This window comes from Dorea longicatena, from assembly GCF_024168045.1.
Taxonomy (GTDB): Bacteria; Bacillota; Clostridia; order Lachnospirales; family Lachnospiraceae; genus Dorea_A.
The window spans coordinates 2,771,719-2,791,680 of record NZ_CP100126.1; the positions used below are offsets into that span (position 1 = coordinate 2,771,719).

Genomic DNA, 19,962 nt, shown 5'->3' on the forward strand with positions numbered 1-19,962 from the left:
GATGTAGTATGTGCTCACCCTCAAATACTACTAAATATTGTTTTTTCAACATCATTTCCGCACAAGATATTGTGCAAGTAATATGATACTCTATAACAGGCGAAAATGAAAGAGGTAATTTTGTTAAAATAAATGTTTGGAATACAGTCTAAATTTTGGTGATATTTTTTTACGAAATTTGTTGCATTTTTGATTTTACAGTGAGTAAAGTGTGGCGCATAGTTAAGAATACTTAAGACATATAAACTGCCGGTACACTTTTTCTATACCGGCAGTTTTATTTTCACATTATTATAATTGATCGACTGTATTTTTCAGAGATTTCAGATCTGTATCCAGATGCTTATACATTTCTACATAGTATGGGTACAGTTTGTCATAGGCTTCTACCCATTCTTCAACAGGTTCGATAATCTCGTTGACTTTTACGATCTTCTCAGCTGCTTTTGTAAGTTCTGGGAACACACCCAGCTTATGTCCGACGATTAGTGCATCTCCTACCGGAACGTCTCCCGACTTGTCATCCATCACATATACCGGCATATTCAACATAGAAGCTTTAATCTGACACCATGTACGGCTCTTGGCTCCGCCTCCGCAGATACGCAGCAATTCTGCTGTCGCTCCGGCTTCTTTCACCGTCTCCATGACATGTCTGAGTGCAAAAGCCGTTCCTTCAAATACCGCACGGACCAGATCGCTTCTCTTCATATCCATGCCCATTCCAATGAACATACCTCTTGCATACTCATTCCAGAGCGGTGCCCGTTCTCCCAGCAGATATGGGAAGAAGAATAAGCCGCCGGCCCCCGGCTTTGATTCCAGAGCAAGTTCATTCAGATAAGTATAGATATTAAGATCATGCTCTTTTGCATATGCAACTTCTTCTGCTGCCATTTTTTCAATAAACCATTTTAATGATGCACCAGTTGCTTGGATCGGTGCATCAAAGATCCATGGCATTCCATCAATAGTACATGGCTTTGTGACAACCGGAATATCTGGTGCACTCTTCGTATCACTTCCCACAAATACAAGTGATGTGGTTCCTGACGATTCTCCTGCTTCTCCGAGACGGCTCATGCCTGTTGCATGCATTGATGCCATGGCATCACTGCAGCCTGCAATGACCGGTATCCCTTCTTCCAGTCCTGTTTCTTCTGCCGCTTCTTCTGTTACAAATCCGATGATTTCATCTACCAGTCTCGGCTTTGGAAGCATTGCATCCAAATCCACTCCAATAACATCCCCTATCTCTTTGGACCATTCCATCGTGCTGATATCCATGCACTGTGTTCTGGTCGCTTGATCGATATCCATCGTCATCTTCGCAGTCAGCTTGTAATTAATAAAGGAACTTGCCTGAAGGAAACACACTGTCTTTGCAAATAATTCCGGTTCATGCTTTTTAAACCATAGAATCTTATTTGGAAGAAATGCAACTGCAGGCCGTCCACCTACAATTTTCACAAACCTGTCATAACCTATTGTCTCTACAATATAATGCAATTCCTCTATAGAACGGCTGTCCTGACATGTAATCCCATTTCTCAGGGGATTTCCCTCTGCATCCACCGGAAGCATGGTAACTGTATGTGAACTGATGGAAATACCTCTGATTCTCTTTACAATATCATGTCCCGCCTGTTCTACAAGGCTTTTGAAAATCTCTACTGTATTACTCCACCATTCATTTGCATCCTGTTCCCGCATATCAGACTTCAGATCCATAAAGGTACTTGGTCTGCTTGCCTCCGCAACAACTGTTCCATCTTCTCCTAATATAATTGCTTTTAAGTTCGTTGTTCCGCAATCCATGCCCAACAAATAACTTTCTACTTTTGACATCTAAAAAAACCCTCCGCCTATCTTTTCTATGTTGATTTAACGATAGCAGACTTCTGTATTTGTCACAAAAGCATATTTGCCATATATAAACGGAAATAAAAAGAAAGATTATTTTTTCACTATAGCAAGTGTCCCTATTACACAAATTGCAAACTCTAACGGAAGATCATACGGAAGATTATGCCCTCCCGGGTAATAGACAACCTTCTTTCCTATTTGCGCGGCCAGCCGGATTGCTGCCTGCACATACACAGAATCTTCGCTCTTTTCTCCTGCTGCAATCGTAATCTTATCAGCATGTTGGTTCATCTTATCTATATCTGGATAATATCTTAAAAGTACAGGAATCTCTTTATTGAATGCATACTCTACATTATCCAGTTCCCGCAACGATACCTCTTCTGACTTTTGAGGACTTCTTGGATCCTGATACCCTATATGTTTAGAAAAACGCAGTAATGCCATATTATACTTTCGCTTTCTGATCAATTCTTCTGTTTCTTCTGCCCAGTTTTTAAATGTCTCCTCTTCCTGCATCATGTTTCCTAACATCGCAGGTTCATACATGAGTAAATATTCTACTTTTTCTGGATATTTCTGTAAAAAATATTGTCCCACTACCGCTCCGGCACTTGCACCTGTTACAATGATCCGATCTATTTTCAACTCGTTTAGAATATCCAAAATGTCCTTTACCTGATCTTCCATGCGAAATTCCGGAGTTTTTTTACATTTACTTCTGGAATATCCTCTCCGATCATAACAGATCACTTTATAATACCTGGATAATATCTCTGCCGTCTGTTCATACAGACTTGCATCCACAATCACACCATGTATAAGAAGAAGAGGCTTTCCCTCTCCGCGAACTTCATAATATAATTCTCCAAACTCTCTTTTTAAGATCATACTCTTTCACCTGATTTCACTATATTTTCTTTCTCCGACGGGTTATAATATACAAAAGATTTATCGTTGTATTATTTGAATTTTGATTTCTAAATCAGAAAGGAAACACTTATGCCAACTATCTATTACGCTTATTATACACCTATTTCTGACTCCATTTCCGCTATCAGCTCACAGGAACACAACCTTGGACATACGCTTCTGCTTCAGGGATTGCAGGATCTTTTCCAGCTTTCCTTTTCACCGGAAGAACTGGAACAGGCCCTGAAAACCGACGCTAATGGCAAACCATACCTGCCAGACCACCCGGAAATTTGTTTTAACATTACACACTGTGACCAGCTCGCTGCCTGCGTCTTTCATGACCGTCCGATCGGAATCGATGCTGAATTTCCCGGATATTATCCGGATGTCTTAGTTGACCGTGCACTCTCCGAATCTGAAAAAGACTTCCTTCAGTCCCACAATGCAGACCTTTCCGAGAATCGGGAATGGTTTTACCGCCTGTGGACATTGAAGGAAGCCTACGTTAAAAAATATGGAATTGGAGTTGATACGGATCTGACAGATTTTTCTTTTACGTTTTCCAATGTACAAGGTACATTGTCCGTCTCCTGTTCAGATCCGGCTATCTTATGTTATCAAACGAACTTAAATCATGGGCACATTTTATCTGTTTGCTACGAAGGTCCTGAACCTTCTGTTAAACTCGTTTCTTGCTCTCAGCAGCACGTACCGCCGAGATAACAACGTTTCCTTTGATTTCACTTACCGGTGCTCCTCTTGAGCAGTCACATACAATACTGTTAAATCCCTGGAGCATCGGTCCATATGCATTCGCATGACCAAACTGTTGGATTAGCTTTACTGCTGTGTTTCCAACATTCAGATCAGGCCAGATCAGAATATTAGCTTTACCGGCTACTTTACTTTCGCGCTTTACTTTCTTTTCCGCTACCGCCGGAACGATAGCTGCATCTAATTGAAACTCTCCATCAATTGCCAGTTCCGGACGAAGTTCATTTGCAATTTTCAGAGCTTCCGTCACTTTATCAATCAGTTCTCCCTGACCACTTCCAAGTGTAGAATAACATACCATCGCACATCTCGGCTCCCAGCCAAGAAGTTCCTGCACCGTGTCACACGCTGATATTGCGATGCTTGCCAACTGCTCAGCATCCGGGTTTGTACACACTGCACTGTCACCGACAGCCAGAAGAGAGCCTTCACTGCCTTCATATCCTGGTATATCTGCCAGTCCGATACTTGAAATTGTACTGATTCCCGGCTTCATTCCAATGATCATCTGACCTGCGAGCAGTACATCACCAGTTGTGTTATCGATTCCGGCAAATGTAACATCTGCATCGCCGACTTTCTGCATTGCCATTGCATAATACAGTGGATCCTGCATACGTCTTCCAATTGCCTTCTCTTTAAAAATTGTATCCGGAAGTTCTACATATCTTCTGATCACATCATTTGTGTATGTCTCATCATGAATATCTACAAAACTAAATACCGATGGATCATAGCCTCTTTCTTCAGCAAGTTCTTTCAGTTTCTCTGCTTCCCCCACAAGAACCGGAATGATGTATCCTTCTTTTCCAGTTTCATAAGCGGCCTGCATCATTTTCTCATTCGAAGCCTCCGGAAAAGCCACTTTCTGTGGATTTTCTTTTGCTTTCGCATAAATCTGTTCTAATACGTTCATGGAATTTTCCTCCATACTGTTACTGTTGTCCTGTATTACTCATCTAATTCAAAAAATAACGTCGTATATCTTCCCATATCGTAAAATACCGGGCGGACACGTACCGGAAGTTTTCCATCAATCTCTCTTGCTTTCTTCTTGTTTACACCAAGAATAACAGCATTAATGGCAGGTCCTTCATCTAACTGGACTTCACCGCATACATATTTCAGACCACGGTCTTCCAGTTCCAGTCTTGCATTCAGAACACCTGTGAACACAAAGCTTTTTAACTCTCCCTTTCCGGTCAGTGTTGTCCACTCTGTTTCATGATATCCGCAGCTATTACATGCAAGATGAGGAGGAAATTCGATTGCTCCACATTCCTTACATTTTCTTCCGTATATCACACCATCTTTTAATCCATTCCAGAACTTCTCAACAATATGTTCCGGATTCCAAAATTCTTCTGTTTTCATTCTCTCTGGACTCATCTTTATACCTCCTTAAAAATTAGATTTCAAAATAATTGCACGAACGTTCTGCGCTCCACCAAATCCTCTAAGGAAGGTATATTTCGGAAGTTTCTTAACCTGACGTTCTCCGGCTTCTCCACGCATCTGAGTAACTGCTTCAAAGACGTCTGCCATTCCGGATGCACCGAATGCATGTCCGTAAGAAGTTCTTCCTCCGTTCGTATTCATTGGTTTGTCTCCATCATAAGCGATTCTTCCGTCAAGAACATACTTCCATCCTTCTCCTTTCGGAAGATATCCAATCTCTTCAGCTGCAAGGAATGCAGAAGATCCGATAAAATCGTTGACCATAACAAGATCCATATCGTCAGCTGTCAGACCTGTTGCCTCAAATACCTGACGTGCTGCTTCTGCAGTTGCTTTCTTTTCAAGATGTGGAACGATTGCATCCAGTACAGATGCTCCAACTGCTAATACTTCGATTGGCTTATCTGTAAACTTATGAGCAATCTCTGTCGGAACGACGATACATGCCGCAGCTCCGTCAGCAACACAGGAATCACTTGCAGTTCTTAAGTACTGTGTCATCTTCGGGTTATGACTGGATCTCATATATTCCCATACATCATCATATCCAGCCTCTTTTGCCATCTGGTCAAATGGTGTACGTCGGATTGCTCTCGGGCACAGTTCTGCCGCACGACGGAAATGATATGCCTGATGTGCAAGAACGTCATCAATCTGTTCCGGTGTCAGTCCATTTTCTTTTGCATAATAGTTGATCCAGTCATCATGGTTCATACCAGGACCACCTCCAAGGTATCTTCCATAAGCACGGTCAAAGATGGAATCCAGATCCGGGAATAATACTTCTGAAGTAAGTGGAACACGCATATGATCCGGTGTGTTTCCATCTGGCATTCCTGTTCCCTGTTCGCTGCATCCTGTAAGCACAACATCATACGCTCCACTGGCGACTGCGAATACTGCTTCCTCCAGTGCAATGTAACCGGTACAGCAACCTTCCGAATGAGATAATGATCCTTTTCCTCTCATTCCAAACCAGTCTGCCACCTGAAGGTTCGGTGTAATACAGTTGTTCAGCACGTGCGGGTTTGCAGATCCGTGGAAGAAGTACTGCACATCTCTTGGCTCTACTCCAGCATCTTTCATTGCATCCAGTGCAGCATGTCCAAAGAGTTCCCCGTTCGTAAGTCCTTTGTATGTTTCATTCTGTACGCCATTAAAAAATGGTGTTGCACCGATTCCAACAATCGATACACTTCTCATATTTTTTCCAAGTTTTACATTGTGTACCATAATTTCCTCCTTACATCTCATCCATTACAAAATCAACAAGATCTCCGATAGTTTCAAATTTTCCAAATCTTGCAACCGGAATCATGACATCGAAATCATTCTCAATGGAAGCACTCATTGCTACACGTTGTGAAGATGCCACCCCTAATTCTTCTGAGATATTTGTGTTCTCATTGATTGTAGCTGCATCTTTGTTGAATGCCATTGCTGCGAATTCAATAATTTTTGCTAAAAGTTCCTCTCTGTTCATCACTGTATCCTCCTTGTATTGCATTTTTATTCCATGGACGAAGCACTGCTTCAAATGTTCATGCTTTATTTGTTAAATTCAGTATAGATATTTCTTGTGCAGAAGACAATTTCATAATTTCCGCTTTATTACGGCAATATAATTTAACTCAAAAAAACAGGTACAGCAAAAGCCATACCTGTCCCACAAAAGAAAATAAAATTTTAAAAGGTTACCATTTTTTAATCTCACCCATCTGAGACCATGTAATATTGTTGTAGAACGGCCATGCATTCTTGCGTCGTTCACCTTGAATATCTGGATATGGAATCGTGACTTCTCCTGAAGCAGCCCATTCGGTACCTCGACAAAGCATAGAAGTCATATTCGGACGGCATAACGTGTCCGGGCCATGGCAGATTGCGCATACGAATACACGTCCTTTTCCATAGTTGTGTGTCCATACCACCGGTACTTCCTCATTGATGCCCGGAAGTTTGCTCATATCGAATCCTTTATAAACGGCTGCCACATGATCCTGCATCTTATTAAGATCATAGTCTTCCAGTCTGTCTGTCACCGATGCCAGTACCGTAATGTCCGGATCCACCTGTTTTGCATTCGCAAATACGTCTTCCTGAACCGTCATCCAGCTTTCCTGGTTTACAGCCACAATTTCATGCGCATCCCGGTGCGTATGAATGACATACTCCAATGCCGGATTCTTACGAACGCCGTTAATATCGCCGGCAGCCCCCTTCAGTTCAAAATCGAATCCGACAAGCTTTACATATTCATCATCGTGTACACGTCCTGTAGGGTTCATAATTGCAGTATGTAAGAGAACACATCCGCCGCCATTCTTTACATATTCATAAAGTGCCTCTTCTGCTGTCTTTCCCCAGTTCACAAACGGTGTCTCAATGGATTCCTTGCCATCATAATTAATAAATACTGCATCGTATTTTTTCAGTGTCTCAGCAGTACACCCCGTAAATTCCTCCGTAATTTTAACTTTAAATCTCTCTGTTGATTCCAACATATAGCGGATCATCGGGTTCATAAGCGGAGTGTGTTCATCTGTTACAATTCCGGTGATAAGCAGAATATTCAGCTTCTCCATCCATTTTCCCTCCTTTTTTACAGACGCATTGCTGCGTAATAAGCCTGATTGGTTGCGTGATAGATCTGTCCGACGTTCTTGCAGTCACCGATGATATAATATTCATCCACTTTATCGCATAATGCATCGACTTTGTCGTATGGTGCCCGGAATCCGAGTGCACATACAACAGAATCTGCTTCTATTACGAATTCTTTTCCGTCTTTCTCACAAAGTACTCCCTCTGGAACGATCTCTTTTACCTTAGTATCGGCATAGCATGTGGCTGCTTTCTCGATCTCCGGCATCAGACCTCCTCTGTAGAACGAATTCACTTCTCCTGCAATCTTACTCTTCATCTCAATGATCGAACATTCTTTGCCTTCATGGTGGAAGGATACTGCAGCTTCTCCTCCGACAAGTCCGCCTCCCATGATTGCAACTTTCTTTCCTAATTTTTCAGGATGAAGCTCTGCATCGATCGCCATTATCACATGTGGCAGATCCATACCTTTGATCGGCGGGCGCAGTTCATTCGATCCAATTGCCACAAATAATGCATCCGGGTCAAATGTTTCTACATACTCCGGTGTGACCTCTGTATTCAGAACTACTTTCACACCTGCTTTTTCTACACGGCTGATCAGGACCTTACATAATTTACGGATATCTTCTTTAAAATATGCCGCTCCTGCCGGATGCAGATTACCGCCAAGTTCGCCGCTCTTTTCTACCAGTGTTACATCGTGGCCTCTTAAAGCTGCCGTGATCGCTGCTTCCATTCCGGCCGGACCTCCGCCTGCGATCAGGACACGCTTCTTCGTGTCTGCGGTCTGCTTTCTTGTCTTCTCCGGATACTGCTGTCCCATAGTTGGATTTACTGTACATTTTACAGTCTCACTCTTGGAAGTCTCTCCGAAACATTCATAACATCTCAGGCATGGTGTGATATCTTCTGCATTTCCTTCCAGTGCTTTCTTGGCAAGATATGGGTCTGCAAGCAGTGCTCTTCCGATCTCTACGATATCTGCCTGTCCGGTTGCAATGATCTCTTCCATCTGTGCAGGGTCATTTAACGATCCGACACAGGCTACCGGCTTGCTTACATTTTTTTTGATCTCGGCTGCCAGATATACATTCACGCCACGCTTGAAGAATGCGGATGGATGGGTACGACAGAACATGGCAGGATCTTCATGGTTTCCACAGGATACATTAAAGAGATCTACTTTATCCTCTACCATTTTTGCAACTTTTACACAGTCTTCCAGTCCCAGTCCGACATCTGTCAGGTCATCTCCTGAGATACGAATCTCGATCGGAAATCTTGGTCCGACACCTTCTCTGACTGCATCCAGTGCCATCATAAGGAATCTTGCACGGTTCTCAAGAGAGCCTCCGAATTCATCCGTTCTCTGATTCATCACAGGTGAAAGGAACTGTGAGAACAGCCATCCGTGTGCTGCATGTACCTGTACCATATCGAATCCACAGTCTTTGCACAGTTTTGCTCCTGTCTTATAAGATTCCACGATCTCCAGGATCAGCTCTTTCGGCATCTCCTGTACTTCCCCGGCTGGTGTCATCTCATGGCTTGGACCATATGCAACTTCACAGCCATCCTGGTCACCGCCTACGCTGACGAGTCCGCCGTATTTTCCACCGTGTGACAGCTGGATATTGGCATAAGCTCCGGCATTGTGGATCGCACGTGCAGTCTGTGCCATTCCCTGTTTGACTCCGAATGAATCTAACTGTAACTGTTTGTTATGAGATTTTCCTGTCGCAGAATGTACGATTGATTCCCCATACGTTACAACAGCAACTCCTCCTTTAGCTTTCTCTTCCAAATAAGCAGTCATTTCCGGTGTAAAGTGTCCTTCTGTCGTAATCATACTAGGACTTGTCGGTGCTGCGATAATACGGTTTTTTAATCGGATGTTACCGATTCTGATTGGCGAAAACAAATGCGGGTATTTTTCTTTTCCTTTACAACATTTGGCTCCCATATAGATCCTCCTTTTGAAAATGGGCTGAAGAACAGCCCATTACATTTCCTTTATTCCTTGTTTCTGATTTTTATTTTTTTACTTTCCATATATATTTTCTTGGTTCACCTTTCAGGTAAGCAGTAATCTCTTCTCCCATCATCGTACCTGACCAGTTATCTACGTCTGTTGTAAGTCCTGCCATGTGAGGTGTACATACTACATTACGCATAGATAACAGTGGATGATTTGCCGGTACCGGCTCTTTCCAGTACACATCAACAGCTGCACCTGCGATTGTCTTGTTCATAAGTGCTTCTACGAAATCTTTCTGATCAATAACGGCTGCTCTGGCTGTGTTGATCACATAAGCAGTTGGCTTCATCTTAGAGAACCAGTCTTTATTTACAATCCCCTTTGTAGATGGAAGAACCGGGAGATGGATGCTGATCATGTCGCTTTCTGCAAGCATAGTGTCCAGATCAACAGCTCTTGCTCCGTCTGCTTCGATCTTCTCTGCCGGCATGTATGGATCATATGCAAGGATTTCCATTCCGAATGCTTTTGCTCTTACGGCTACTTCACGTCCGATCGCACCATATCCTGCAACACCAAGTTTCTTTCCGTATAATTCAAATCCGATTCCGTAATCCACAAATGGATGCTTCTCATCCAGAGGTCCAAATGTAACATTCTTTACATCCGGTACGTCATAAATGTCTTCCATAGGTTCTCCTACATGTTCTCCCTTGGATAATCCTGTACAACTCAATGTCAGTTTTCTTGCAACTGCGATCATAAGTCCGATTGTAAATTCTGCAACTGCAACACGGTTTCTTCCAGGTGTATAAGATAATTCCAGACCTGCTTCTTTGATCGCATTGTGATCTACGGTTGCGGGTGTTCCCTTGGCAACTCCCATGAACTTCATGCCAGACTCTGCCCATGCCTTAATCGTATCTGCGCCTGCATATTCGTCTCCTAATACAACCAGTTCATGTCCCATACATTCTTCTTTTGTCATTTCTTCTGTGACATTTCCTTTTCCGTGTTTTAACTCACCGCAGATTGTAATGTCACACTGTTCTTTGATATACTCCATCTGTTTCTCCGGAATTGGAGTACAAAGTGCTAATGTCTTTTTCATTTTATATATTTTCCTTTCTTCTTTTCATAATAATTGTGATAACTGCAACTACTGTCATTCCAATCACGGAAATGATGTATACATTCGTAGTGGAAACTTCGCCGAATACCAGCTTCGAGATGGTATTCAGAACCGTTGGCGATATTACCTGACCGAAACACATTGCACAGGTAAAACATGCAGATGCCATCGCTGTTGCCACTGGTTTTACAGCCCCTGCGACATCCACCATCGCCTGTGGAATGAAGATGCCCTGAGAAAATCCACAGAACACTGCTCCTGCCATCAGCATGATCAGGTTCGACGGAAACAGGATCAGTAACAGTCCACCGATACTGAAACTTAACATCGCCACTGGAAGTGTATACTTCTTCGTAATCTTTGTAACCATACCAAGGATTAATCCGATTACAATCTGGGATCCGGAAAATACGCCCGTCAGATTTCCGGAAACGGCTGTATTTCCTGCCAGATTTCCGCTCAGATGCATGGCTATATTCGTTGTAAATGTAATCAGGAATAAAAATTCAAGCATTCCCAGAAATGAGATCTTAAAAACTTCTTTGTTCAGCTGAATTTTTTCCGAGCCGGAAGCCTGCGCTTTTCCGGTATCCGGAAGGCAGCATGCAATCAATATCAGAGAAATAAAGCCGATCACATTGATTAGATATGCATTTTTAAATCCTCCGGCACCCAGCATTCCTCCGACGGTTGTTACAACAACCATACCTGCACCTACGCTCGCCGCCTGAATTCCCATAACGGACACCCGCTCGTCTCCTTCAAAGAACTCTGCTACAACTGCCGTATTCAGAGCCGTTGCAAGTCCCAGTCCTACACCGTAAAATGTTCGTGAAAAGAACAGAAGACCAAAACTATCCGACAGATACGGAAGGAACCCGGTGATTCCTGCTACAAGGCTGGCAAACAAAAGTAATTTCTTCTTGCTGATCTTTAAGACCAGCCATCCGGACAATACTGCCACGATCATGGACAGCAGCGCCGGTGCTGTAATCAGCATCTGGACCAGACTGATATTGACATCCGGATAATGTTCCTGTATCTGCCCAAGCACAGGCGATACGCAATATTGTAATCCCTGGATGAACGAGATCGCTGCAATTGAAATAATAATTTTTATCTTCTTTCCTTTACTCACCTTATCGTTAATCCTTTCTGATTAAAATGCCTTTTCAAGAATTGCAAGGATATCTTCTTTTGTGATGTTCTGACGTGGGTTGAATCCAAGCACAGGCTCTTTTAACACATCATCTGCCAGCATATCGAAGTCTTCTTTTTTTATTCCCTGCTCTTCCAGAGTCTTGATTCCAAGTTCTGTTGTCAGACGCTTCAATTCTTTTGCAAGAAGCAGTTTGTCCTCATCCAGATTACCTGTTACCGGAAGTTTAATTGCTTTTGCAAGATCAACCATTTTTTCCGGGCAGCTGCCTGCATTGTATTCCATAACATAAGGAAGTACGGTTGCATTGGCCATTCCATGAGCCAGTCCGAAATGTGCACTCAGTGTATGTGCAATACCGTGAACCAGTCCGAGATTGGCATTGGAGAATCCGAACCCTGTAATGATACATCCCAGCATCATCTGTTCTCTGGCATCCATATCCGAACCATCTTTTACAACTTTCGGAAGGTTCTTATGTAAGATTTCCAGTCCTTTTAATGAGTTGTATTCTGTTAATGGTGTTGCCATATTGGAAATGTAGCTTTCCACTGCATGTGTGATTGCATCCATTCCGGTTGCAGCAGTTACGCCTGCCGGTACTGTCTTTGTGAAATCTGGATCTGCAATAACGTCAGATGCCACGATCTTGTTGTCAATGACTACATATTTGATTACTTTCTCTGTATCGATCAGTGCACTTACATTTGTGATCTCGCTGGATGTACCTGCTGTTGTCGGGATAGCAATCAGTGGAAGGCATGCATTTTTTACCATTCCTATTCCGCCGTATTCACCAATCTTTCCTGGGTTTGTCATCAGAACATTGATTGCTTTTGCAAGGTCAATACTGCTTCCGCCACCGGCTGCTACGAATCCGTCCACCTGTGCTTCCTTTGCAATTGCTGCTGCTTCTTCTACCACTTCATTGGTCGGGTTTGGAATGACTCCATCAAACACAACTGCTTTTACTCCGGCTTTCTTTACCTGCTCCATCACACGTTCTGCAATTCCCGCTGCCTTTACTCCTCGGTCATACACAACCATGATATTTTTCAATCCATATCCTGCAATAATCTCCGGAAGTTTCTCTACTGCACCTCTTCCGAATGTAATATTGCTTTTTACGAAAAAGTTAAAACTCATTTTCTTCCTCCTACACTGCCTGGTCTGCTGCGATCAGTTCTTTCATTTTCTTAACAGCTTCTTCCGGCATCGGCTGATATACACCTGCAACCTTTGCATAGTATGTTGTCTGAGCCATCTCTTCTGTATAAATTGTTGCTGCCATTGCTGCTTTCATATCTTTCCCACAGCAGAACATTCCGTGATTTTTGATCAGGACTGCTCTTCCTTCTTCTCCAAGAGCCTCAACTACTTTATCCGCAACATCGTTACTTCCCGGCATCGTAAATGGAACAATTCCTACCGGAACGAATTCTGCCTGCGGTGGTGTAATTGGAAGTAATTCTCCGCTCATTGCTGCGATTGTTGCAAACATTCCGTGTGTGTGTACCGTTGCTTTTACATCTTTTCTTGCTCTCATAACTGCTGTATGCATTGGGACTTCTGAAGATGGTTTGAATGGTCCATCAAGCCATTTTCCATTCATATCTACGATGGCAATCTGATCTGCTGTCATCCCTTTATAAGAGATTCCGCTTGGTGTGATCGCAACTACATCTTCCTTATCATCTCTCATGGCAATATTTCCTGATGTTCCATGGATCAGCCCCATATCTACTGCATCTAAAATAGCATCTAAAACAATTTTTCTGGTATTTTCGTATTTCATCTTTAAGACCTCCTGTTTTTTATAACTTTATCTTAATCTCATTCCTCCGCCTTCTCAAATTGGATATTTCCTCTTTAAAACGGCAATGCTTTTTGATAAAATATACTCAGAAAAATATACGAAAGGACGGTTATCATGGACAAGCTTAATCTATCTCTGCGCCAACGGAAACTTCTCCACATGATGCAGGAACAGACTACTTATATCACCGGAAATGAACTTGCAAAGCAATTAGGTGTTTCACCACGAACGATCCGCAGTGATATCGTAGAAATCAATCAAAACATCTTACCCTATCACGCAAAGATTCTTTCCGCGCGCAGCAAAGGATACCTTTATACCGCAGAAAACCCCGAAATCATCCAACAGCTAAATCAAATTGACACTGCATTCTTTACCAAAGAAGATCGCATCCGTTATCTTGCTTTCCGGCTGTGTCTGACCGATGAACATCTAAATCTCTTTGATCTGGAAGATGAAATGTTCATAAGCCACACAACACTGGAACACGATCTGCATAGTCTCAAAATGAAATATGTATTGTCGGAACCCTATATAAAATTAGAACAGAAGCGAAACTTTCTTACATTCGAAGAAAATGAACAAAAACGTCGCTCTGTTCTGAACCGGTTATTTCATGAAGACTGGAATTATAATCACAACTGGAACACGTATTACGGATATACATTTCTGAATAAAGACGTGCTGGATTACATTATGGATGAAGTACCCTTACATCTGGATAAATACGGAATATCTATGGAAGACCCAAGCCTTGTCTCTTTGAATCTTGCTGCTGCTATCATGTATCACCGAGTATTATCCGGCCATCAGCTGCCACCGGCTTCACCTGTACTCCGGCCTGATACTCCGGCCAGCCTGGCTTCCAACAGTCTGGCAGATGCCCTGGAAGGACAGTTCCATTGCTCTTTCAGCCGCGAAGAACGGGATGATCTTTATCAGCGGATTGCCTCCGGACATCTTCCTGATGTATCCGACATTACACCATTGAATATCTCACAGCATTTTGGTCCGGTTACCATCCAGCTAGCGAAAGCTTACATAGACAGAATTCAGGATGTATTCCATCTGGATTTTTCTGAAGATGAGGATTTCTATATCACGCTTTTATCCTACATCCAGTTCATCCAGGCTCCTACACACATTCTCAATACACAGGGAAATCAGGATCTTGAAAAACGAATCCTGAATGTAGAATTCGAGATTGCATACCTGTTTCAGGATCTCGCCCAGCAATACCTTGGATATTACCTGAATCAGAATGAACTGCTCTATCTGGCTCACTGCATCTCAGGTGCTGTGGAATTCCTGTTTGAGATACATCCTGAGACCAAGATGAAAACGGTCATCTTCTGCCACATGAATATGCCGGCTGCCTGGGCACTTAAGCGGAAAATTCTGGGAGCTTTTGATAAATACTTGAATGTAACGGCACTTTTGCCTGTGAATGATAAGAATATTTATGATTTTCAAAATACAGATCTTATCTTATCAACCGTCCGTAAATCAATTACTAATTTTCCCGGTATTGATACCATACAGATCAGCCCATTTCTCGCACCGGATGACTATCTGCTTCTGTCAGAATACATCAACGAGCAGCGTATCGAACATTTATGCGCCGCATCTGATATAACACTCGGTCATTTGCTGGAGCATGCATTCTGGCATGAAAAAGAATCATTCACCGACAGATTCACCATTATTGAGACAATGGCTGAAGATTTTTTACAGAATAACCTGACCGATACGTCTTATCTGTCTGATATTTTAAGATGGGAATCTATCGCCACTAATGCGACTGGTCCCGGGATTCTGTTCTTGCATTCTCTGATTCCCGCAAAGGAAACACGATTATCAATCACAACACTGGATCACCGGATCATGTGGAATTCCTATAAGATCCGTATCATTATTATGGGAGCTTTCCGTCCGGATGATGCGACTCTGGTGTTCCGGCTTCTGCATATTTTTTATAATGACAAGCTTGACATTGACACTCTGCGGATGCTAAAGACTAAAAAGGAAATTATTGATTTCTTTAAAGCATATGAGTAATGCAGAGGATTTGCTGCCGTCAGTTCCTTTTACATACTTTGGTATCTGCAAAACCTGCCACTCGCAGTTTCTTTCGGACGAATGTCAGCTTACAAAAAGGGTGCCGCACATTTTTATCTGTGCGGCACCCTTTTCCATCGCCATTATTTTATAAAATCAAATCCCTGAAATCTACATTCTCCCGTATATTTCTTCACTTCTTCCTCGCCATCTAACACACGTTCTGCGCCGGATGCCATTGCTTCCATTTCAAATTCCCCAGGATATGCACTTATCGGCGCAATCCATTCGCAATACCCTTTAAGCTTCGCAACCAAATCTTCATTGTAGACCATTCCACCTCCCAACAGAATACCGTCTACACTTCCTTCCAGCACGACTGCCATAGAACCGATGCATTTTGCGATCTGATAGATCATGGTATCCCAGAGTAATCCGGCATATTTATCTCCATCTGCTGCACATTTTGTCAGTTCCAGTGCATCTGAAATTCCCATATGATTGACAAATCCTCCATTTTTCGTGCATAACTGTTTCACAGTCTTAATCTCTTTGTCTTCACAATACTTCAACACATCTGCCACTGCAACACTTCCACATCTGGTAGGTGCCATCGGTCCTTCTCCACCGACAATGTCAAATCCGTCAATCATTTTCCCTTTCTGATGCGCCGATACCGAGATACCTCCTCCGATATGGCAGACTACAAAGTTACACTCTTCATATTTCTTTCCCATATTTCTGGCATGACGGATAGCTGTCTCTTTTAAATTCAATGCGTGAAGATGTACATTTCTATATACACCTTTGATGCCGGTCATACGCGCCAAATCCTGCAGTTCATCTACATCCGGCGGATTGACAACATATGCTTTTGCACCATACTGCTCTGCAAATTCTCTTGCAATACTTGGTCCCAGACATGCCGGATGTACTACTCCGTTTTTAGCATGAATCGAATGTTCCAAAACAAGATCATCGATTTCATAAGTTCCGCCGTCCATTGCAAGCAGACCGCCTCCACGACCAACGCAGGCATCCAGACCTTCCAGGTCTATATGATTTTCTTTCAAAAGACTTTCTATTGTTGCTTTTCTGTAAGCCAGCTGATCCTCCAGTGTTTTATATTCTTCCAACACCTTTGAATCATGGCTGACATTTGCTGAGTAGACCTTCTTTTCTCCATCAAACACTGCGATCTTTGTTGATGTAGAACCGGGATTTACAGTAAATACTTTATATGTCTTCATCTGATATCATCCCTTATTTTTTATATTTCTCTTCTTCTTTTTTTGCAAATCCTGGTTTTGCCAGTGTCGCAAATCCAATCAGACCGATAAACATTAATACAGCACCGCAGATATATGGTATCTTATAGCTTCCTGTCATTCCGTAAAATGCTGCGAAGAATGCAGGTCCAACTGCTCCGACTACCTGAATCATTGGCTGGATAATACCATATCCATTTGCGAAGCTGTCTCCAAACTCTTCAATACAGAGTGATGCCGGCCAGTTTGCTGCACCACCTACAACCATACCAATACATACCAATGAAATCCATACACATACCGTATTACCTGTAAGGTTCAGAAGCATTGCAAGAATACCGAATACATATGAAGTATATGCTGCTTTTCTTGCTCCGATCTTAGAATCAATCACACCACATAAGTAAGAGCCTGGCAGAGCAAGAAGACCAGATGCAAGCATCATCATTCCTGCCATTCCTGGATCAAATCCAATCTCCAGAAGTCTTGGGAATAACTGAACCATCAGTCCACTGGCGAACAACAACTGAACACCAAGTGTAAGACCATGAATCCATACCTGTGGAGTAGACAGAAGTTTCTGTGTTGTCCAGATGCTTTCTTTATTAATTCCTTTTTCTTCCTCCGCTTCTGCTTCTGCTCCGTTATCCGGATTGAATCCTTTGTCAGCCGGATCATCCGCAAGGAATACAACGAGTACAATCAACGCTACAACCAATACTGCAATAAATGGAAGAAATCCACCTAAAGATCCCATTGCTGCATATCCTGCCTGGTACATCATTGTTGCAAATCCTGAGCAGAGCGGAATACCCATTGTTACAATTCCCATGATAATTCCTTTTCTCTTAGGAAACCATTTTGAAATCATAACTGGTGCCAGCTGATATCCAAGCGCACTGGAAATACCATTTGCAATGATCAGGCAGAATGCAAATGCCCAGAGATTAGTTGTCACTCCCATTCCGACTACAACTGCAATCCAGATCACACTACACATGATACTCAGCTTTTTCGCTGAAGCTTTTGTTGATAACTTACCAAAAACAAATCCTGCAACTACATTTGCAATAGATCCTAATGAAATAAAGCTTGTTAATAATGCTGCATTCCATCCTCTTAATTCAGACAACGTTCCTGACGCTGCGTTCATTGCACTACCTACTGCAGTTGCTGTAAAATATGCAAGGAATGCATAAAGAATCAATGCCCATCCTTTTCCATATCCTTTTTTCACTTTCGTTTCCATACTATTTTTTTCCTTTCTGTATGTTCTGCATGAATAATTTCTCAGATTCAAACCGCGATTTTCTTTCTTGTATTAAGAATATAAAATTTCGAATTTTTCCTCAAACATTCTATTTCCTCATGTATATGGAAATTTTTAATTGAATTGACATATAATTATCATTTTTTCTCATTTTCGTAACATTTGTTACAGATTTTCTCTGATAAAAGCAATATACTTTAATCACAACATAAGTTGTACAGCAACAATCAACAAACAATTAATTTTTATAAAAGGAGATTTTAACTATGAAAAAATATGTATGTGAACCATGTGGCTATGAATATGATCCGGCTGTAGGAGACCCGGATAACGGAATCGCACCGGGCACAGCCTTTGAAGATCTTCCAGATGACTGGGTATGTCCAATCTGCGGATTAGGAAAAGAAGTATTTGTTGCAGAAGATTAATTACTCTTCCGACTGCAGTCTTTCATAATCCGTGATCTCGATTACCTTACGGCCTACAAGACGGATGATACCTTCATCCTGTAAAGTAAGCAGCATACGCGACAGAGATGGTCTTGTAGTATTCAGATATACTGCCAGATCTTCCCTGTTCATATGCAAACGGACCCGATAGTCCGGATTACAGTTTTCCAACAGGTACGCCGCTACACGCTGACGTAAGTTTCCACTGGTAAGAACCTCTATCTGACGGTTACATTTCTCTGCTTTTTCCGCAAAAAGCTGAAGCATATTGAAGACAACCTTACTGTGATGTACACAGTTTCTTTCGCATCTTCCGCCAAAGAAATTCTGTGAAACCTCCAGAACCGACACTTCACTTTTTGCTTTTGCATAACCGGAGTAAGCAGACTGGCGCAGAAACATTTCTACTTCGCCAAACTCCTCACCCACCGTAACGTAACTGCTCCGGGTAATCTTACCATTCAGGTTGATACTGCCAAGCTCAACCATTCCTTCCAATATGAAATATAATTTTAACGGCACATCACCCTGACGGAAAATATAGGTATCTTTCGGATATTTCTTTACTACAGCCTGTGAACAGACAAGACTTTTTTCCAGTTCTTCTTCTGTCAGGTTCTGAAATATCTGTAACTGTTGTAACTTCATAATCCAATCCTTTTCTCTGCTGATAAACATTTTCTACGATTCATTATAGACTATGCGGGACGAGGATTCAATGTGTACCAAAGACAGGAGGTTTCTCTATGAATATTACATTTGACGATAACTTAATTACAGGCAACAAGACCATCGATTCCCAGCATCAGGAACTGATCGACCGTATCCGGCAGTTCGTTGCAGCATGCGAATCCGGTGACAGTAAGATCAAAGCGATCAAAATGTTAGATTACCTTGATGAATATACAAATTTTCATTTTCAGGAAGAAGAGGAACTTCAGAAAAAGGTATCTTATCCGGAGATTTCCAGTCACCATGCAAAGCATGAAGAATTCAAAACATCTATTCAGGAATTATACGATTATCTGAATGAAAATGAAGGGCCTGATGATCAGTTTATCGAACAGGTAAAGCGCAATGTTGTAGACTGGCTGTTCCAACATATCAAGACTTTTGACCGGTCTGTAGCGGAATATATTCATTTGAAAGATAATTCCAATCGATTATAGTGATTCATAAAAATGCACAAAACGGACATGTTCTCATAAC

The 19,962-nt window shown here is 42.2% G+C and carries 19 protein-coding genes; 4 read left to right on the plus strand and 15 right to left on the minus strand.

What is annotated here, in order from left to right; translation table 11 throughout:
- Window positions 1-291: 291 nt before the first annotated feature.
- Window positions 292-1,848, minus strand: coding sequence for a xylulokinase (locus NKF87_RS13300; RefSeq protein WP_117597612.1), 1,557 nt, complete (start codon window positions 1,846-1,848; stop codon window positions 292-294).
- A gap of 108 nt (window positions 1,849-1,956) precedes the next feature.
- Window positions 1,957-2,757, minus strand: coding sequence for an alpha/beta fold hydrolase (locus tag NKF87_RS13305; protein ID WP_118225314.1), 801 nt, complete (start codon window positions 2,755-2,757; stop codon window positions 1,957-1,959).
- A 111-nt stretch (window positions 2,758-2,868) separates the two neighbouring features.
- Here NKF87_RS13305 and NKF87_RS13310 point away from each other — a divergent pair, with 111 nt between their 5' ends.
- Window positions 2,869-3,504, plus strand: a complete 636-nt coding sequence (locus NKF87_RS13310) for a 4'-phosphopantetheinyl transferase family protein (RefSeq protein ID WP_117597614.1) — start codon at window positions 2,869-2,871, stop codon at window positions 3,502-3,504.
- Here NKF87_RS13310 and NKF87_RS13315 read toward each other — a convergent pair.
- From NKF87_RS13315 to NKF87_RS13360, 10 genes are all read right to left on the minus strand, one after another.
- Window positions 3,461-4,471, minus strand: coding sequence for a phosphate acyltransferase (locus NKF87_RS13315; RefSeq protein WP_117597615.1), 1,011 nt, complete (start codon window positions 4,469-4,471; stop codon window positions 3,461-3,463). The genes NKF87_RS13310 and NKF87_RS13315 overlap by 44 nt on opposite strands.
- Before the next feature lie 35 nt (window positions 4,472-4,506).
- Entirely contained in the window at window positions 4,507-4,944 is a 438-nt protein-coding gene (locus tag NKF87_RS13320) for a Zn-ribbon domain-containing OB-fold protein (protein WP_204987902.1), read from the minus strand.
- 12 nt (window positions 4,945-4,956) lie between these two features.
- Window positions 4,957-6,246 (minus strand): thiolase family protein, encoded by a 1,290-nt coding sequence (locus tag NKF87_RS13325; RefSeq protein ID WP_117597616.1) that lies wholly within the window; start codon window positions 6,244-6,246, stop codon window positions 4,957-4,959.
- 10 nt (window positions 6,247-6,256) lie between these two features.
- Window positions 6,257-6,496, minus strand: a complete 240-nt coding sequence (locus tag NKF87_RS13330; RefSeq protein ID WP_161143437.1) for an acyl carrier protein — start codon at window positions 6,494-6,496, stop codon at window positions 6,257-6,259.
- Between the two features lie 211 nt (window positions 6,497-6,707).
- Window positions 6,708-7,598: a ThuA domain-containing protein gene (locus tag NKF87_RS13335; protein ID WP_117597618.1), complete on the minus strand. Its 891-nt coding sequence runs from the start codon at window positions 7,596-7,598 to the stop codon at window positions 6,708-6,710.
- A gap of 17 nt (window positions 7,599-7,615) precedes the next feature.
- Window positions 7,616-9,586, minus strand: a complete 1,971-nt coding sequence (locus NKF87_RS13340; RefSeq protein ID WP_117597619.1) for an FAD-dependent oxidoreductase — start codon at window positions 9,584-9,586, stop codon at window positions 7,616-7,618.
- A 70-nt stretch (window positions 9,587-9,656) separates the two neighbouring features.
- A complete protein-coding gene (locus NKF87_RS13345) occupies window positions 9,657-10,712 on the minus strand; it encodes an NAD(P)-dependent oxidoreductase (RefSeq protein WP_117597620.1) in 1,056 nt (351 codons plus the stop codon).
- A gap of 1 nt (window position 10,713) precedes the next feature.
- Entirely contained in the window at window positions 10,714-11,871 is a 1,158-nt protein-coding gene (locus NKF87_RS13350; protein ID WP_117597621.1) for an MFS transporter, read from the minus strand.
- A gap of 21 nt (window positions 11,872-11,892) precedes the next feature.
- The gene (locus tag NKF87_RS13355; protein WP_117597622.1) at window positions 11,893-13,038 is read right to left on the minus strand and encodes an iron-containing alcohol dehydrogenase family protein; all 1,146 of its coding nucleotides are present in this window, start codon (window positions 13,036-13,038) and stop codon (window positions 11,893-11,895) included.
- 10 nt (window positions 13,039-13,048) lie between these two features.
- Entirely contained in the window at window positions 13,049-13,687 is a 639-nt protein-coding gene (locus NKF87_RS13360) for a class II aldolase/adducin family protein (RefSeq protein ID WP_117597623.1), read from the minus strand.
- Between the two features lie 135 nt (window positions 13,688-13,822).
- Between NKF87_RS13360 and NKF87_RS13365 the strand changes: the two genes are divergently transcribed.
- Entirely contained in the window at window positions 13,823-15,766 is a 1,944-nt protein-coding gene (locus NKF87_RS13365; protein ID WP_117597624.1) for a BglG family transcription antiterminator, read from the plus strand.
- 143 nt (window positions 15,767-15,909) lie between these two features.
- Here NKF87_RS13365 and buk read toward each other — a convergent pair whose 3' ends face one another.
- Window positions 15,910-17,016: a butyrate kinase gene (gene buk, locus NKF87_RS13370; RefSeq protein ID WP_117597625.1), complete on the minus strand. Its 1,107-nt coding sequence runs from the start codon at window positions 17,014-17,016 to the stop codon at window positions 15,910-15,912.
- Between the two features lie 13 nt (window positions 17,017-17,029).
- Complete coding sequence (locus NKF87_RS13375; RefSeq protein ID WP_117597626.1) at window positions 17,030-18,283, minus strand: MFS transporter; 1,254 nt, start codon at window positions 18,281-18,283, stop codon at window positions 17,030-17,032.
- A 287-nt stretch (window positions 18,284-18,570) separates the two neighbouring features.
- Here NKF87_RS13375 and rd point away from each other — a divergent pair, with 287 nt between their 5' ends.
- Window positions 18,571-18,732, plus strand: coding sequence for a rubredoxin (gene rd, locus NKF87_RS13380; protein ID WP_055284336.1), 162 nt, complete (start codon window positions 18,571-18,573; stop codon window positions 18,730-18,732).
- Here rd and NKF87_RS13385 read toward each other — a convergent pair whose 3' ends face one another.
- Window positions 18,733-19,401, minus strand: a complete 669-nt coding sequence (locus tag NKF87_RS13385) for a Crp/Fnr family transcriptional regulator (protein ID WP_117597676.1) — start codon at window positions 19,399-19,401, stop codon at window positions 18,733-18,735.
- Window positions 19,402-19,499: 98 nt separating this feature from the next.
- On the opposite strand from NKF87_RS13385, the gene NKF87_RS13390 reads away from it, so the two are divergent.
- A complete protein-coding gene (locus NKF87_RS13390; protein ID WP_055284335.1) occupies window positions 19,500-19,922 on the plus strand; it encodes a bacteriohemerythrin in 423 nt (140 codons plus the stop codon).
- Window positions 19,923-19,962 lie beyond the last annotated feature (40 nt).

Bases quoted from the DNA above. Each gene is read 5' to 3' on its own strand.
- NKF87_RS13385 (WP_117597676.1), bottom strand. From the start codon at position 19,401: ATGAAGTTACAACAGTTACAGATATTTCAGAACCTGACAGAAGAAGAA.
- NKF87_RS13320 (WP_204987902.1), bottom strand. From the start codon at position 4,944: ATGAGTCCAGAGAGAATGAAAACAGAAGAATTTTGGAATCCGGAACAT.
- NKF87_RS13315 (WP_117597615.1), bottom strand. From the start codon at position 4,471: ATGAACGTATTAGAACAGATTTATGCGAAAGCAAAAGAAAATCCACAG.
- rd (WP_055284336.1), top strand. From the start codon at position 18,571: ATGAAAAAATATGTATGTGAACCATGTGGCTATGAATATGATCCGGCT.
- NKF87_RS13305 (WP_118225314.1), bottom strand. From the start codon at position 2,757: ATGATCTTAAAAAGAGAGTTTGGAGAATTATATTATGAAGTTCGCGGA.
- NKF87_RS13375 (WP_117597626.1), bottom strand. From the start codon at position 18,283: ATGGAAACGAAAGTGAAAAAAGGATATGGAAAAGGATGGGCATTGATT.
- NKF87_RS13345 (WP_117597620.1), bottom strand. From the start codon at position 10,712: ATGAAAAAGACATTAGCACTTTGTACTCCAATTCCGGAGAAACAGATG.
- buk (WP_117597625.1), bottom strand. From the start codon at position 17,016: ATGAAGACATATAAAGTATTTACTGTAAATCCCGGTTCTACATCAACA.
- NKF87_RS13300 (WP_117597612.1), bottom strand. From the start codon at position 1,848: ATGTCAAAAGTAGAAAGTTATTTGTTGGGCATGGATTGCGGAACAACG.
- NKF87_RS13335 (WP_117597618.1), bottom strand. From the start codon at position 7,598: ATGGAGAAGCTGAATATTCTGCTTATCACCGGAATTGTAACAGATGAA.
- NKF87_RS13390 (WP_055284335.1), top strand. From the start codon at position 19,500: ATGAATATTACATTTGACGATAACTTAATTACAGGCAACAAGACCATC.
- NKF87_RS13360 (WP_117597623.1), bottom strand. From the start codon at position 13,687: ATGAAATACGAAAATACCAGAAAAATTGTTTTAGATGCTATTTTAGAT.
- NKF87_RS13310 (WP_117597614.1), top strand. From the start codon at position 2,869: ATGCCAACTATCTATTACGCTTATTATACACCTATTTCTGACTCCATT.
- NKF87_RS13355 (WP_117597622.1), bottom strand. From the start codon at position 13,038: ATGAGTTTTAACTTTTTCGTAAAAAGCAATATTACATTCGGAAGAGGT.
- NKF87_RS13340 (WP_117597619.1), bottom strand. From the start codon at position 9,586: ATGGGAGCCAAATGTTGTAAAGGAAAAGAAAAATACCCGCATTTGTTT.
- NKF87_RS13365 (WP_117597624.1), top strand. From the start codon at position 13,823: ATGGACAAGCTTAATCTATCTCTGCGCCAACGGAAACTTCTCCACATG.
- NKF87_RS13330 (WP_161143437.1), bottom strand. From the start codon at position 6,496: ATGAACAGAGAGGAACTTTTAGCAAAAATTATTGAATTCGCAGCAATG.
- NKF87_RS13325 (WP_117597616.1), bottom strand. From the start codon at position 6,246: ATGGTACACAATGTAAAACTTGGAAAAAATATGAGAAGTGTATCGATT.